Genomic DNA, 15,783 nt, shown 5'->3' with positions numbered 1-15,783 from the left:
GTCACTAGTGAATTAGGCGAGCGCGAATCGTGCCATCGATTTGGCGTAATTCTTTTAACGCCATTTCACTGTCTGTTGCTTCGACATCAATCACCACATAACCAATTTGATCATCGGTCTGTAGATACTGCGCATTGATGTTAATATCACGCTCAGCAAAGGCACGAGTGATTTGGTTCAATATACCAGGTTGGTTTTTATGGATATGGAATAAGCGCGAGCTGCCGGTATGCGCCGGTAACGATACTTCTGGAAAGTTTACCGCAGACAAGGTTGAGCCATTATCTGAATATTTGACGATTTTACCTGCCACTTCACGACCGATATTTTGCTGCGCTTCTTTGGTTGAACCACCAATATGCGGCGTTAACACCACATTATCAAAACCGCGTAATGATGAAATAAATTCATCGTCATTGGTTTTTGGCTCTACCGGGAATACATCAATAGCGGCGCCGCCAACTTTTTTGCTTTCCAGTGCCCCTGCTAATGCATCAATATCAACCACGGTTCCACGAGAGGCATTGATAAAAATAACGCCGTCTTTCATTTGTTCAAACTCTGCTTCGCCGATCATGTTTTGCGTTGCGCGGGTTTCAGGCACATGCAAAGAAATCACATCAGCGGTATTTAATAGGGTTGTTAAGCTATCAACTTGCTCGGCATTACCTAATGGCAATTTGGTTTCAACATCATAAAATTTAACGCGCATACCAATGTGTTCGGCCATAATGCCTAACTGGGTACCGATGTGACCATAACCAATAATGCCCAAAGTTTTGCCACGAGCTTCTACTGAACCCGCTGCTGATTTTTGCCATACGCCACGATGTGCTAAAGCGCTTTTTTCCGGTACGCCACGAAGCAGCAGCAATAATTCACCAAGCACTAACTCGGCAACAGAGCGGGTATTTGAAAATGGTGCATTGAAAACAGGAATACCGCGAATTTGTGCCGCTGGCAATTCAACTTGATTGGTACCAATACAAAAACAACCGATGGCGGCCAATTTATCGGCGTGTTCAAGAACCGAATCAGTAATTTGTGTACGAGATCGAATACCTAAGAAATAGACCCCTTTGATCTTTTGTTTAAGCTCTTCATCAGTCACCGACCCTTTAAGGTATTCGATATTGGAGTAACCACTGGCTTTTAATACTTCAAGCGCCGATTGATGTACGCCTTCAAGTAACAAGATTTTGATTTTATCTTTGTTTAGTGATGTTCTGCTCATGGTCTCTCTCTAAGATGGTGCTGCCGTGGGCCATTGGTTCAAGGCAAAAGGGCAAAATTTTATTTCTCTGGGGGTTAGCAACGCGATGTTAAAAGCCCTGCTAAAAAAGCCTAAATTAGCATATAGAGTTAAAACTCGAAAGTATTATTTTTTGTTGTCTTATAACCTGTTAGCAGCGGATGAGTGAGCTGTGTAAGGAGAGGTAATTATCATCGGAAACTGTGTGTAATACCGTTTTAAATATCGATGAATTTGTATGTGGTCGAATTAAATTCGATTTTGTTCGCTATCTTTTTATTCTTATTGTGTTTGTTGAACATCGCTAAGGCCGGCATGGGATCTCATATTTGGCCATAAAAAAGGCCGACATAGTCGACCTTACATGTTAGTAACGCTGTTAGGGCTTAGTATTTGACGACTTTAGCGCCTTCGCTTGTACCAAGCACTAAGATATCTGCGGCACGATGGGCAAACAAGCCATTGGTTACGACACCAACAATGGCGTTAATGCTTTGCTCTAATCCTTTAGGATCGACGATGCTCATATTATGGACATCAAGGATGACATTGCCGTTATCAGTGACAACCCCTTGGCGATACACTGGATCACCACCTAATTTAACCAATTCACGGGCAACATAACTGCGCGCCATTGGAATCACTTCAACCGGTAACGGGAAATCACCTAACACACCAACTTGTTTTGATTCGTCACAAATACAGACAAATGTTTTGGCGACGGCAGCAACTATTTTTTCTCGGGTGAGGGCGGCGCCGCCCCCTTTGATCATGTGCATGTGCTCATTGATTTCGTCGGCACCATCAACGTAAACCGATAAATCGTCAACACTGTTGAGATCAAACACTTCAATGCCATACTCGCGCATACGCTGAGTTGATGCTTCTGAGCTCGAAACAGCACCTTTAATAGTGTTCTTGATTGTCGCCAGAGCGTCGATAAAGTGGTTAACGGTTGAACCTGTACCAACGCCAACAATCGAATCCGCTTCAACAAAGTCTAGGGCTTTAATCGCCGCGGCTTTTTTCATTTCATCTTGAGTCATCTGCTTTCCCAACTAGCATTAAATGTTATGGCTTAAATTATAACCTTGGTGTTGGCTAGCGTCATTAAAAAACTGTCAGGGTTATACATAAATGATTTCTGGTAACGGGATATCCCAATGTTCGCTTGGCACAGACTCTATTTGTTGGCATTGGTGGGCAACGCCAATTGGGTATGGACGACAAGCGTTTTGCTGTGTTTCGCTGTTAGCCTGCTGCCATTGTTGATGCCAGTGCTGCAGCGTACGATCATAAAAACCGCCCCCCATGCCCATGCGATTACCGGACAAATCGAACGCCACTAATGGCGTCAATATAATGTCCAACTGGCTAATCGGTAACACGGCGTTTACCGCCAGTTTTGGTTCAGGGATTTGGTATTTATTATTCACCAGTGTGGTGTTTGGCTGATAATGCAAAAACAATAAATGCCCCTGAGAGAATGGGTGCAATACCGGTAAATACAATTGCTTACCTTGCTGCCAACACCATTGAATAAAATCGTCTAAATTTAATTCGCCGTCGGCGGCAAGGTAAAGGGCGATGCTATTGGCTTGCTTGATACGGGGGTGTTGTTTGAGTTTATCGGCAATCGCTGCCTGCGCAATCGCTTGCTGCGCCGTAGTTAACGCCTGACGACGAGCACGAATGAGACGTCTTATCTGTTGCCTGTCATTAGTCATACTGGTCATCGATTCAATTCATCTCAATTCAATGGGTTATTCAATCTAGGGCATTGTTTCGGTTTTATATAAGCTGGCGTTATAACACTAGCTTAGCTCAAACACTTTCTTGACTAATTTACTAATGCCTGCATTGGCTTGGGTAATGCTTCCGGCCAACATGTACGCTGGTGTCGACACGACTTTGTGTTGTTCATCGACAATAAACTCATCAACCGGGCAATTAATATGCTCGCCGCCCATGCTGGTGATAGCGGACGCGGTGTCCTCGTCATTACCTATGGTTAATTTTGTACCAGGTTGGTATATTTTCGGGATCATCGCCGGCGAAATACAGATATAACCAACCGCTTTTCCGGCGTTAGCAAAGGCTTTACAGGCGCTTTCGACATCATCATTTAAGCGACACTCTGCGCCAGTAACGGCAAAATCAGATAGGTTTTTTGCCGCGCCAAAGCCGCCGGGTAAAATAAGCGCATCAAAGTCATTTGCATCTAACTCGGCTAAATCTTTGATTTCTCCACGGGCAATGCGGGCGGCTTCGGTCAACACATTGCGAGACTCGTTCTCTGCGACCTCACCCGTTCGGTGATTAATGACGTGCATTTGCGCAATGTTTGGTGCGAAACACTGGTATTTACCGCCCTGTAATTCGACATGCAATAGGGTTAAAACCGCCTCATGAATTTCGGCGCCGTCAAATACGCCACAGCCACTTAAAATGATCGCGATATGTTTCATCGTTTGCCTCTTGTATTCATCTGTGTTCACTTTCGCTAACGTCAGCTTAGTTAATTTAACGCTATCTAACGGGAGTTCGTGTTATTGATTATGGCTTATATTACACCTAATAACTGAGATGGAAACAGTAAATTTAGTCGCAATAATCGGGCAGCTTTGGCGCAGGCACGTCGCCTGTTGGTTGTGATTGAATTTATAGAAGATTGTCATAGATAAGAGGTGGAAGCTCCCCAAGATGCCGTTTCCAACGTCAGCCCTTGAACACCGTGTGCTCAAGGCGGAGACCGTGTATTCACCGTAGGCTTCCCAATCGAAATGGGCATGCTCAATAGCAAGTACGGGGCCCCCTTAGGTAAGAATTATCGGCTCAGGGACATAGTTGAATTAACCAACACCCCAGGGAACATAACATCACCTGTAACCCTACAGCTGATATATTTAATTATACACAGACCGGGAGGTTTCCCAACCCATCCGTTGTATAAAAATGTAATGCGCGAGCATTTCATAAAAAACCGGCAGCCAATTGATAAATCAAGTTGATTGCAGGCGGCGCGAACTTTACGGAAAATCATATTAACTTTCAATAGCTTTTTGCTATAAGTAATTAATTATTGGCAATATGGTGGAAAACTTGGTCAACACTGGTCGAAATGCAGCGCAAGTGTTAGTATTTGCCTACATTGCAATATTTTTTGGAATCCCACTGACTGGGTGATAAGCACAAATATATGAGTGACAGCAATTCCTTAGATTTTTCTTCTGTTCAAAACGCACTTGGTGGTGAGAACTTTTCTGCGCATGCCTCAGAAATTCACGGTTTATTGACCGGTGTTATTGCCGCTGGCTTTGCTTATGAAGACGACAGTTACCTAACGTTTGTTAGTGACTTTTTCAATAATGGTGAAGGGTTGGGCAAAACCTTAAAAGACCTAATCAAGACCATGTACAGTGATATCTGGCAAGCGGTATTAGATGACAATTTTAGCTTTCAGTTATTGATCCCCGATGATGACGAATCGTTAATTGAACGTGGTCAGGCGTTAGGCCATTGGGTGCAAGGCTTTAACTTGGGCTTTGGTTTACAGCAAAAAGACAATAAAAAATTCTCTGAAGATGTGAAAGAAATCATTAACGATTTTGCCAATATTGCTAACTTGTCCACTGATTTGGAAGAGGACGAAGACACCGAAAACGCCTATTTTGAATTGATGGAATACGTGCGTATTTCAAGTCTGTTGTGCTTTGCTGAACTTGGTGCCAAACCGTCTCAGCGTAGCCCAAATAAAACATTACATTAGTTCGAATCATTCGAAGCAAAGAGTCAAACGAGATTTCCCGATGATGAAACATACACGCATTGAGGTGACGGAATTTGTTGAACGTCGCCAACGTGTTTTGGCACAAATGCCAGACAATTCAGTCGCCCTTATTCCTGCCAACAAAGAAGTCACCCGTTCTCGAGATACAGAGTTTTTATTCTGTCAGGACAAAGACTTTTACTACCTAACTGGTTTCCACGAGCCTGACGCGTTATTGGTGTTAGTGAAAGGGGATGAGACAGAGTCGATTTTATTTTGTCGAGATAAAGATCCAGCGCAAGAGGTGTGGCATGGTCGTCGCGTCGGTGCGGAAAAAGCACAAGAAGCATTTAAACTCGATCACACCTATACGCTCGATGAGCTTGAGCAAGTGTTGCCGATGTATATTAACGGCACAGAGTCTTTGTTGTTCGCACAGGGCGCTGACAAAGAGTTCGATAGCATGGTATTTGCCATTCTAGACATTTTACGCGCTGGCTTTAAACAAGGCTTTAGCGCACCAGGTACGTTGATTGATATTCGCCCAATCATACATGAAATGCGTTTATTCAAATCAGCCGCTGAAATCAACATCATGCGTGAAGCCAATGTGATTTCCGGTAATGCCCACAGCAGAGCGATGACATTTGCTAAACACGGTACCTTTGAGTATCAGGTTGAAGCTGAAATTCTTCATGAATTTGCCAGCAATGGTGCCCGCGCAGCGGCCTATGGTTCGATTGTCGGCGGTGGTGAAAATGCAACGATTTTGCACTATACCGATAACGATGAAGTGTTGATTGATGAAGAGCTGTTATTGATTGACGCTGGCGCCGAGCTCAGTGGCTATGCTGCTGATATTACTCGTACTTTCCCTGTAAGTGGTAAGTTTACGGCAGAGCAAAAAGCTTTGTATAATGTCGTACTTGAGGCACAAAATGCAACCATCGCGGCGATAAAACCAGGCAATAACTTTGCGCAACTGAATAACATCGCTTGTGAGGTGTTAACCCGTGGTTTGTATGATTTAGGTTTACTGTCAGGCGACTTGCAACAACTTATTGAAGAGAAAGCGTGTAAACAGTATTTTATCCATGGCCTTGGTCATTGGCTTGGACTTGATGTGCACGATGTTGGTGACTACCAAATGGATGAACACAAGAATCAATTACGTGCATTTGAACCGGGTATGGTTATGACCATTGAACCAGGCTTGTACATTGATGCTGAAGCCGAGGTTGGTGAGAATTATCAAGGCTTGGGTATTCGTATTGAAGATAATATTTTAGTGACCGCAGATGGTCACGAGAACCTGACTGTTAATGTTCCTAAAACGGTGGACGAAATCGAAGCACTCATGGCTGGCTAGTGAGTCAATGGCAAACACTATTGGCTATGAAGCAATAAGGGCTATGAAACAATAAGGGCTATGAAACATAAGGGCCATGAAACAATCAGGGCTATGAAACAATCGTGCGTGTGAATCAAGCAAAGGGATAAAGCATAGTGCAACAAAGCATAGTGCAAAAAAGCGAACACTTTGATGTCATTATTTCCGGTGGTGGTTTAGCTGGTGCCAGTATGGCACTGGCCTTAGCTGGTTTGCGTAATAGCCAAGGTGAGCCGCTGTCAATTGCAGTTATTGAAGCTGGTCGCATTGTAGAAAACCTCCCCTGTAGCTTTGATGCCAGAGTCATCGCATTAGCCAATGGCAGCGCAGCGTATTTACAACAACTCGATGCATGGCAAGTGATAAAGCCCCATGCAATGGCGATCAATAATATCCATATTTCAGATCGTGGCCATTATGGTAAAGCGCGATTATACAGCGATGATTACGACACCGACGCATTGGGTTATGTGGTTGAGATGCAAGCCATAGGTAATGGCTTATATAAAGCCTTAGGCGCTTATAACAATGTGCGCTTTATCGCCGAACACCGCATCACCGAAATAACTTGGCAAAAAAATCAGGTGGATGTTGAGCTACAGCATCAAGCGGTTGGCGAACAGCTCGACAAATCGCAAGGTAGCAACACGCTATCTAACGCGGAACCATCTAATGCTGATTGTTTGAACGATGCATCAGCGACACAGTCGCTAGGTCAGCACATCAGTGCTCAGCTATTGCTTGCGTGTGACGGCGGTCAATCTGTTTGTCGACAAAAAGCGGCGATAGATTCTAGCCTATATGATTATCAACAAGTGGCAATTATTGCCAACGTCATGTGTGATAAAGCTCATAATGGTAGGGCATTTGAACGGTTTACCGATAGCGGACCATTAGCTATGTTGCCAATGACCGAAGACCGCTGCTCTTTGGTTTGGACGGTAAAACCTGATCAGGTTGAACAATTGCTGGCGTTAGATGACAACGGCTTTGCTGCACAATTACAGCAACATTTTGGTGGCTGGCTAGGCAGTATTGGTAAAGTGGGTAAACGCTTTAGCTTTCCGTTAAAACTTGTCCGCGCTAATTCATCGATATATCATCGCATGGCCTTGGTGGGCAATGCCTCTCATACCTTGCACCCTATTGCTGGACAAGGGTTTAACCTTGGTGTGCGTGACGTTAAACAGATGGCGTCATTAATTGCCAAGGCACTGGCAACTGGGCAGGATATTGGTAACTTTGCCCTGTTACAAGACTATTCACAGCACAGGCAAAAAGACCATGATCAAGTGATTTCCCTGACCGACTCTATGGTGCATTTGTTTTCCAATGACTATTTACCGTTAGCCATCGGTCGTGGCATTGGCTTGAAAGTATTGAATTATCTGTCGCCATTGAAACAACAGCTAGCAAGAAAAACCATGGGGCATATTGATTAATTTCGATATAGGCGCCATGGCAAACCAAGCAATTTTATTGGCTATATCATCAACTAAACGATAACAAGGGGCTTGAGCAATAGATGCAACATTTTGATATCACCATCGTCGGCGGTGGAATGGTTGGCTTAAGTGCCGCTTTGGCTATTCGTAACGTTTGCCGCTTAAGTGTTGCCGTTATTGATCCAAGTCCGTTGGCAGATATTACTGACGAGCCTGGCTTACGAGTCAGTGCGATAAACGATGCCAGTGAAAATTTATTGCGTCAACTCGATGTGTGGCCACTGATCAAGCAGCAACGTCATCAAGCCTATAATCATATGCATGTTTGGGACAAAGATGGTTACGGTCATCTCGATTTTGATGTTAATGACATGCCGGCGTTGGCAAAAGATAAGACCGATATCGGTCATATTATTGAAAACGATATTATTCGTCAGGCACTTTGGCAAAAAGTCTCGCAAGACTCAGGTATCGCCATCATAGAAGATCGTATCAGCAGCATGGGGATGGGCGAGTCTGAGGTATTTCTTAGCCTAGAGAAGCAAGGACCTTTGCTTAGCAAGTTGCTGATTGGCGCCGATGGTGCTAATTCTTGGGTGCGCAAACAACTCGATATTGCCGTCACGTTTCGTGATTATGATCATCACGCACTCGTGGCGACGGTGTCTGTAGAGCAAGGTCATCAAAATACCGCTTGGCAAGTATTTCTAGAATCCGGTCCACTGGCGTTTTTGCCTTTATATGAACAAACCATGTGTTCAATTGTTTGGTCGTTACCGCCGGAAAAAGCCAAGCAATTTACAGAAACGGATCGGGATAGTTTCAACAAGGCGATTACCGCCGCAAGCGATGGCAAATTAGGTCGAGTCAACGTATTAAGCGAGCGTATTTGTTTCCCCTTAACCATGCGATTAGCACGTGAATTTGTAAAACAACGAGCCATTTTTATTGGCGATGCGGCGCATACCATCCACCCATTGGCTGGACAAGGGGTTAACTTGGGATTAGTTGATGTCGCTGCATTGGCTCAAACTTTAGAGCAGATCTTAGCCCAAGGAAAGGCTCTTGATGACAACAAGGCGTGGCAAGGATTTAGTCGCTGGCGCAAATCTGATGCCAGTGAAATGATGGCGGCAATGGAAGCGATAAAGCAAGGCTTTGCGGCACAAGACAAACTGCCAAAGATAATCCGCGGTGTGGGCATGTCGCTATTAAATCAATTGGCACCGGTGAAACAACAGATGATCAAGCACGCTATGGGACAACGCAGTGACTTGCCGAATTTGTGCCGTTACAAGCAGGATCTATAAACTAAGATGGGATGTACAGTCGATAACACGGCGGACAAAAATAGCCATCCATCAGCCTTACCAATCAAGCGCTCAGGAAACCCAAGTCTTCTCTAAATTGCATCAGCCCGCATTAACTCACACCAGACCGCATGAATTCACGTGAGCCTGCATGAATTCACATAAGCCCGCATAAATTTACATAAACCCGTATGAGTTCATTAGAACCCAACAGATTCTGCTGATTGATATCACCTCTGGCTTAGTGCCAGCAGAGATTAGTTGTAGCCGCGTACTGCGACTGAATCGTCTTCGTCTGTATAGAACATTGTCAATACCTCGCTATAAATAGCGTTATACATTTGAAAAATTTTACCAACTCATTAGGTTGCTCATTAAGCACTAGATATAGGAGCTTACTGACCGCCAAACAATCACGTCGGTATAAAACAAATAATAGGTCATAATCGGGGTCAATGCATTGTTGATTAAGTGTTAATTTGTTATTGATTGTAACTGGCTTAAATGATGGTGATCCAAGGTATACTGCAGAGCGTTTATTTGCCACTGTAAAGCTGTGTAAATATCTTTGTTTATTTGTCACAGACCCGTAAAATAGATATTGAAATTAACTTAGCGCTGATCCTATAAATACATGTTAAAAACTAAAAACAGCTTGCTACGCCCTGGCGTCAGTGCCGCGTTGCTAATAATGATCGCCGGGTGTCAGACACCTACGGGGATAGATCAGAGTAGTGAACAACTCGACTTACCTGAACAGTATTATTTTTACCAAAATACGGCGGTTAAACAGGCTGAGCAAGAAAGCCTGCTGACCTTAAACTACTGGCTGGCTGAGCTTGATAATCAAACCCTTGACGAGATGATCAATAAAGCGATTGCCAATAATCGCCAGTTACAAATACGTCGCTTTGAGTTGGCTAAAGCAGAACAACAGCTGATCATCAGTGGTGCCAGCGATTGGCCCGAGTTGTCGCTAAATGTTGCTCAGTCGCGCAGTAAAAATATCATCAATGATAACAGTAGCATTAATAACAATGCCGAAATAAGCCTAGATTTAAGCTATGAGCTAGACGTCTGGGGCAGATTGTCGGATCAACAAAAGCAAAGTCAGCTTAATTTTAAAATTGCCCAGGCCAACTATTCGCAGGCTTTAGCGGATCTCAGTGCAGAAATCGTTGCCGGTTGGTACCGCTTAGCCGAAGCGCAACAATTGCTTGAGTTATACGCTGAGCGCGCTCAAAACCTAAAGAATAATCTAGAGCAAATTAAATCGTCCTACCGCTTGGGCCTAAATCAAGCGCTGGATGTGTATTTGACGCAAAACGATGTGAGCAGTGAGTTGGCTCGTTTGGCTGAGCAAAACCAACAAGTGACCGAGGCCAGTAGGGCTTTGCAATTATTACTGGGTGATTACCCATCAGCGGCACTGAGCTCTGATGTGCAACTGCCGTCGGTACAAATTTCCGCATACGCAGGTGTGCCGTCCGAGCTTATTTCTCGTCGTCATGATTTAAACGCCAGATGGTATGGTTTATTGGCAGCCGATGCCGGGCTTGCTGTGGCACATAAAAACCGCTTTCCACGTATCGCACTAACCGCCAGTACGGGTGATAGCTCTGATCAATTGGATAACTTACTCGACGGAGGCTCTCTAGCGTGGTCTATTATCGGAAATATCAGTCAACCAATATTTAATGCTGGCCGCTTAGAAGCATTAGAAGAGCAAGCCTTGTTAGATGTTAAGATCACTGAACAACAATACTTAGACGACGTGTTTCAAGCGTTCAGCGATATCGAAAACGGTGTGCATCGTCATCAAACCTTGTTATCTCGATTTGATCATTTTCAATATGCCCGCGAAAACGCGGTGGCTGCTGAAAAGCTGGCATTTGATCAATATCTTAAAGGTATCGTCGACTACACCACGGTATTGGAATCACAACGCCGAGCGTTTGATGCCCAAACTCAGTTAATCCAATTGAAAGCGCAACTGTTACAAAACCAGGTTGCATTGGCGCTGTCATTGGGTGGGTATGACCCAGAACAAATTAATAATGAACGGCCAAGCCCTGGCAGTAATGCCGTCGTAACCAATAGCAACGCAGACTAAATTTTACGCCGAGAATACTCAAATGAAAAAGATTGTTTTACCCCTTATTATTCTGATTGGCTTTATTGCTATCGCGGTTATGGTGCTCAGTAATCCACCGGGCTCGCAACGCTCAGGCAAGCCTAAGGTTGCGCAACTTAAGGTTGAGGCTCGTCAACTTCAAGCACAAGATTATGCCATTAGTGTGAGCAGCTACGGTGTGGTGAAACCGCGCACACAAAGCATGTTGTTTCCGCAAGTGTCAGGGCAAATTGTTGCCATAGATGACAGTTTTCGCGATGGTGGCTTTTTTGAAAAGGGTGATGTCTTGGTGCGCATTGATGATAGAGATTATCGAGCTGAGATGAAAATAGCTGAGTCGAATCTGTTGTCGGCGGAACAGGCGTTAAGCGAAGAAAAAGCTCGGGTGCAACAAGCTGAGCAAGATTGGACTCGCTTAGGCAATAGTGATCAAGCGCCTGATTTAGTATTACGTAAACCACAATTAATGGCGGCAGAAGCACAAGTCTATGCAGCCAAAGCCAGCTTAGACAAAGCCCGCTTAGCCCTCGAGCGTACCCGTATTATCGCTCCTTATACTGGGCGCATATTGAAAAAGCAGGTCGATATTGGCCAAGTCGTTTCCTCGGGCAGCCAATTGGCAGAAATGTATGCCGTTGATTACGTCGAAATTCGACTGCCGATCAAGAACAGTGACTTGCAATATATGGTCTTACCTGAAAGCAGTCGCTTGCAAAGCGCGTCGTTAAAAGACCAACCACTGGTGCGTTTCACCTCTGATCTTGTTGCCCAAAGTCAATGGCAGGGTAAAGTCGTTCGTACTGAAGGCGCATTTGATAGTCAATCGCAGCAGCTTTTTGTGGTTGCCCAAATAGATGATCCTTACGGCCGCCGAATGGACGACAGTTTACCCATTAAAATTGGTCAATATGTATCGGCTAGTATCGCCGGGAAAACCATAAAAGATGCGTTGGTGATCCCTAATCGTGCCATTTATCAAGGCAGTTATGTGTATTTAGTGGAGCAGGGCAAACTAAAACGTCAGACAGTCAGCATTTCTTGGCAAAACGATCAGCAAGCGGTGATTGCATCAGGTTTACGTGCCGGGCAAATGTTAGTGACGACGCCATTAGGGCAAGTAAACTCAGGCACCTTGGTTTCGATATTAAACCAACAGCCTGTTACACAACAGCCGTCGGAATCGATTGCCAAAGGCAGTGGTGATGCAATGCAAAAACCAGCGACAGATAAAAACAGGAAAGTCATCGATGGTCTACAAGATGACTTTGGCGCTTAGGGCACAAGGTAAGGAGTTTATATTATGATAGCCTGGTTTGCCCGGAATCATGTCGCCGCCAATTTATTGATGTTATCCATCTTGTTGGCCGGTATTTTGTCGATCAACACACGTATTCCACTTGAGGTTTTCCCGTCATTTGAATTTGACGTGGTTAATGTTCAAGTGTCTTTGCGTGGTTCGACACCAGAGGATGTTGAACAGGGGGTTGCGATACGTATTGAAGAGGCTGTGCAAGATCTTGACGGTATCGAAAAGATCAGCAGCACCTCGACTGAAGGTCGCGCTGCCGTGCGTATTGAAGCACAAAACGGTTATGATGTGCGGGAATTACTCGCTGATGTAAAGTCTCGTGTCGATGCCATAAATACTTTTCCCGTCGATGCGGAAAAACCTATCGTATCCATGTTGCAGCGTAAACATGAAGTTATTGCGGTTACGGTCGCCTCCGAGTATGGCGAGCGAGAAATTCGTGAATTTGCTGAAACGGTGCGCGATGAGTTGTTGCGTCTGCCGCAAGTGACCCAGCTATCGTTGGATGCGGTGCGTAATTATGAAATCTCGATTAGTGTTAATCAAAGCAAGCTGCAACAGTATCAATTGACCTTAGCAGAGATCTCCAGCGCTATCAGTAACAGTTCTGTTGATATGTCTGCCGGTAATATACGCACCGATGGTGGTGATGTGTTAGTACGCAGTAAGAATCAAGCTTATCGTAAAGATGACTTTGAAAACATTGTTATACGCACCAATACCGATGGCACACGTTTGCTGTTAAAAGACATTGCTATCGTTAATGATGGCTTTGATGAAAAGCCGATTCGAGCGCGCTTTAATGGTCAACAAGGGGCGTTGATTGAAATTTATCGAATTGGTAATCAAAGTGCCATTGATGTGGCCGATGCGGTAAAAAACTATATTGAGGCCAAGCAACAAAGCTTGCCTCAAGGGTTTAGCATCAGTTATTGGGATGATGACTCGCAGATTGTCAAAAACCGATTAAACACCTTGATTAGCAACGCCCTACAAGGTGGCTTCCTTGTGTTGTTATTGTTGACGTTATTTTTACGTCCAACCATCGCGTTTTGGGTTTCGCTCGGCATTCCTATTAGTTTTATGGGCGCGTTTATCTTCATGCCGTTTTTGGGCGTGACCCTTAATGTGATGAGCTTGTTTGGCTTTATTGTGGTGCTTGGTATTGTTGTAGATGATGCGATTGTTACCGGTGAAAATATTTACCGTCACAGTCAATCTGGAGCTAAGTCAGGTATTGAAGCGGCGATTAAAGGCACACAAGAGGTCGCGACGCCAGTTACCTTTGGTATCTTAACCACGGTTGCGGCGTTTTTACCGTTAGCGTTTGTTGACGGCATGCGTGGCGCTATTTTCGCGCAAATTCCAGCGATAGTTATTCCGGTATTACTGTTTTCTTTAATCGAGTCAAAGTTTGTGTTACCGGCGCATTTATCAAAATTGCGCCTGCGTCATGAAAAACAAGGTCAGTCGCGCTTTAGCATATGGCAGCAAAAATTCGCCGATGGCTTTGAGAATGCTATTTTGCGTTACTACAAACCGGTTTTGGCAAAAGCACTAAGCAATAAAGGGGTTACCTTATCGTTGTTTATTGGCGGTTTTGTGTTGATTTTGTCTTTCATTGTCAGCGGTTGGATGAAGTTTGTATTCTTCCCTCGCATTCCGAGTGAAACGGTTCGAGCGAATGTAAACATGCCGATCGGTAGCAGTTTTGATGTGGTGGATAACTATACCGTGCGTATGGCAGATGCTGCGAAACAGTTGCAAGACACGTACCGTGATGAAAATGGTGACAGCCTGATTCTTAATATTTTAGCCATTACCAAAGGCAGCGAATCACGCGTTCGTTTTGAAACCATTCCCGCTGAAAAGAACCAAACCGGTGTTGATTCACGTCAGTTACTGGCTGAATGGCGTGGTTTGATTGGTGAGCTACCTGGTGCAGAAAGTTCAACGTTTCGTGCTGAGATTGGCCGTGGTGGTGATCCTATAGATATTCAAATCAGTGCAACCGATTTGACTCTGCTTGAACAGGCTTCAGAAGATATAAAGCAGAATTTGGCGAACTATCCGACGGTGTTTGAAATCAGTGATACCTTGTCTAATGGTAAACAAGAATTGCAATTGGAATTAACCAAGCAAGGACACGCATTAGGCATGTCAGTATCACAATTGACACGTCAAGTCCGTAATGCGTTTTTTGGTGCTGAAGTACAACGCATTCAACGCGGTCGAGATGACATTCGCGTCATGCTACGCTTTCCGCTAGATGAACGCGCATCGGTTGCCAATTTGTCGGATATGCTGGTGAGCACGCCGGTGGGCGATAAAGTGCCTTTGTCACATGTGGCGCGATTGATTCCAGGTAAGAGCCCATCATCAATTAATCGCATTGATCGATATCGTACGGTGAATGTTACCGCCGATGTTGAGAAAGATAATACCAATATGACGGTACTAAACGCTGAGTTAAAGCAGTTTTTAGATAATCTGGTGCAGCAATACCCTGGATTGAACTATACCCTTGAAGGTGAAGCTCGTGAGCAATCCGATTCGTTTGGTAGCTTGTTTTGGGGGCTGATCTTAGTGTTCTTTGCCATCTATTGCTTATTGGCGATCCCGTTTAAGTCATACTTGCAGCCAATTATTGTTATGTCAGTGATACCGTTTGGCGCCATTGGCGCGATTATTGGCCACTGGATTATGGGCATGCAATTGACCATGATGAGCTTGCTTGGCTTGATGGCGTTAATTGGTGTGGTGGTTAATGACTCCTTGGTATTGGTGGACTTTATCAACAAACGCCGCACTGAAGTGGGCAATGTGATGCAGGCGGTATTAGAAGCAGGTCAAGCCCGCTTTAGACCCGTTATGCTTACCTCATTGACAACCTTTATTGGCTTGATGCCATTATTGTTTGAAACACAAACCCAAGCCCAGTTTCTTATCCCTATGGCTGTGTCACTTGGTTTTGGTATTATTTTTGCGACCTTTATCACCTTAGTCTTGGTGCCGGTAAATTATCTTATCGTCGAGGGTATAAAGCGTCGTTTAGGCATTAAACCACAGATGCTGAGTCAACCCGCTTAGCCACAGAGTTGCTAAACAAATATTCAACGGTGTTCAGTCTAACTGAGCACCGTTTTTTTATGTTACTAACCATAACGTCGGTAA

General features: G+C 44.5%; 11 protein-coding genes and 1 other RNA gene. 7 read left to right on the top strand and 5 right to left on the bottom strand.

Annotation, left to right across the window (positions count from 1 at the left end):
• Window positions 1–4 precede the first annotated feature (4 nt).
• From serA to ssrS, 5 genes are all read right to left on the bottom strand, one after another.
• The gene (gene serA, locus E2K93_RS03985) at window positions 5–1,234 is read right to left on the bottom strand and encodes a phosphoglycerate dehydrogenase (protein WP_135437852.1); all 1,230 of its coding nucleotides are present in this window, start codon (window positions 1,232–1,234) and stop codon (window positions 5–7) included.
• Between the two features lie 404 nt (window positions 1,235–1,638).
• Entirely contained in the window at window positions 1,639–2,298 is a 660-nt protein-coding gene (gene rpiA / locus E2K93_RS03980; protein ID WP_135437851.1) for a ribose-5-phosphate isomerase RpiA, read from the bottom strand.
• A gap of 81 nt (window positions 2,299–2,379) precedes the next feature.
• Window positions 2,380–2,988 carry a 5-formyltetrahydrofolate cyclo-ligase gene (locus E2K93_RS03975; RefSeq protein WP_135437850.1) on the bottom strand — a complete coding sequence of 203 codons (609 nt, stop codon included), beginning with the start codon at window positions 2,986–2,988 and terminating at the stop codon, window positions 2,380–2,382.
• A gap of 78 nt (window positions 2,989–3,066) precedes the next feature.
• On the bottom strand, window positions 3,067–3,720 hold the full coding sequence (gene elbB, locus E2K93_RS03970; protein WP_135437849.1) for an isoprenoid biosynthesis glyoxalase ElbB: 654 nt from the start codon (window positions 3,718–3,720) through the stop codon (window positions 3,067–3,069).
• 223 nt (window positions 3,721–3,943) lie between these two features.
• A non-coding RNA gene (gene ssrS / locus E2K93_RS03965) (6S RNA) lies at window positions 3,944–4,126 on the bottom strand.
• A 325-nt stretch (window positions 4,127–4,451) separates the two neighbouring features.
• On the opposite strand from ssrS, the gene E2K93_RS03960 reads away from it, so the two are divergent.
• The 7 genes from E2K93_RS03960 to E2K93_RS03930 all read left to right on the top strand — a co-directional run bounded on the left by E2K93_RS03960 (window position 4,452) and on the right by E2K93_RS03930 (window position 15,699).
• On the top strand, window positions 4,452–5,021 hold the full coding sequence (locus tag E2K93_RS03960; RefSeq protein WP_135437848.1) for a UPF0149 family protein: 570 nt from the start codon (window positions 4,452–4,454) through the stop codon (window positions 5,019–5,021).
• A gap of 43 nt (window positions 5,022–5,064) precedes the next feature.
• A complete protein-coding gene (gene pepP, locus E2K93_RS03955) occupies window positions 5,065–6,390 on the top strand; it encodes a Xaa-Pro aminopeptidase (RefSeq protein WP_135440397.1) in 1,326 nt (441 codons plus the stop codon).
• Between the two features lie 137 nt (window positions 6,391–6,527).
• Window positions 6,528–7,853: a 2-octaprenyl-6-methoxyphenyl hydroxylase gene (gene ubiH / locus E2K93_RS03950; RefSeq protein ID WP_228445486.1), complete on the top strand. Its 1,326-nt coding sequence runs from the start codon at window positions 6,528–6,530 to the stop codon at window positions 7,851–7,853.
• 83 nt (window positions 7,854–7,936) lie between these two features.
• Window positions 7,937–9,166, top strand: a complete 1,230-nt coding sequence (locus tag E2K93_RS03945) for an FAD-dependent monooxygenase (protein WP_135437847.1) — start codon at window positions 7,937–7,939, stop codon at window positions 9,164–9,166.
• A gap of 634 nt (window positions 9,167–9,800) precedes the next feature.
• On the top strand, window positions 9,801–11,279 hold the full coding sequence (locus tag E2K93_RS03940) for an efflux transporter outer membrane subunit (RefSeq protein WP_135437846.1): 1,479 nt from the start codon (window positions 9,801–9,803) through the stop codon (window positions 11,277–11,279).
• Between the two features lie 22 nt (window positions 11,280–11,301).
• Entirely contained in the window at window positions 11,302–12,576 is a 1,275-nt protein-coding gene (locus E2K93_RS03935; protein ID WP_135437845.1) for an efflux RND transporter periplasmic adaptor subunit, read from the top strand.
• A gap of 24 nt (window positions 12,577–12,600) precedes the next feature.
• Window positions 12,601–15,699: an efflux RND transporter permease subunit gene (locus tag E2K93_RS03930; protein ID WP_135437844.1), complete on the top strand. Its 3,099-nt coding sequence runs from the start codon at window positions 12,601–12,603 to the stop codon at window positions 15,697–15,699.
• Window positions 15,700–15,783 lie beyond the last annotated feature (84 nt).

Origin of the sequence: Thalassotalea sp. HSM 43 (assembly GCF_004752005.1) — a bacterium.
GTDB lineage: Bacteria > Pseudomonadota > Gammaproteobacteria > Enterobacterales > Alteromonadaceae > Thalassotalea_A.
The sequence above is the reverse complement of the archived record's forward strand: the minus strand, read 5'-3'. Positions and strand labels throughout refer to the sequence as shown.

Excerpts from the sequence above, each read along its gene's own strand:
- serA (WP_135437852.1), bottom strand. The coding sequence starts at position 1,234 with ATGAGCAGAACATCACTAAACAAAGATAAAATCAAAATCTTGTTACTT.
- rpiA (WP_135437851.1), bottom strand. The coding sequence starts at position 2,298 with ATGACTCAAGATGAAATGAAAAAAGCCGCGGCGATTAAAGCCCTAGAC.
- E2K93_RS03975 (WP_135437850.1), bottom strand. The coding sequence starts at position 2,988 with ATGACCAGTATGACTAATGACAGGCAACAGATAAGACGTCTCATTCGT.
- elbB (WP_135437849.1), bottom strand. The coding sequence starts at position 3,720 with ATGAAACATATCGCGATCATTTTAAGTGGCTGTGGCGTATTTGACGGC.
- E2K93_RS03960 (WP_135437848.1), top strand. The coding sequence starts at position 4,452 with ATGAGTGACAGCAATTCCTTAGATTTTTCTTCTGTTCAAAACGCACTT.
- pepP (WP_135440397.1), top strand. The coding sequence starts at position 5,065 with ATGAAACATACACGCATTGAGGTGACGGAATTTGTTGAACGTCGCCAA.
- E2K93_RS03945 (WP_135437847.1), top strand. The coding sequence starts at position 7,937 with ATGCAACATTTTGATATCACCATCGTCGGCGGTGGAATGGTTGGCTTA.
- E2K93_RS03940 (WP_135437846.1), top strand. The coding sequence starts at position 9,801 with ATGTTAAAAACTAAAAACAGCTTGCTACGCCCTGGCGTCAGTGCCGCG.
- E2K93_RS03935 (WP_135437845.1), top strand. The coding sequence starts at position 11,302 with ATGAAAAAGATTGTTTTACCCCTTATTATTCTGATTGGCTTTATTGCT.
- E2K93_RS03930 (WP_135437844.1), top strand. The coding sequence starts at position 12,601 with ATGATAGCCTGGTTTGCCCGGAATCATGTCGCCGCCAATTTATTGATG.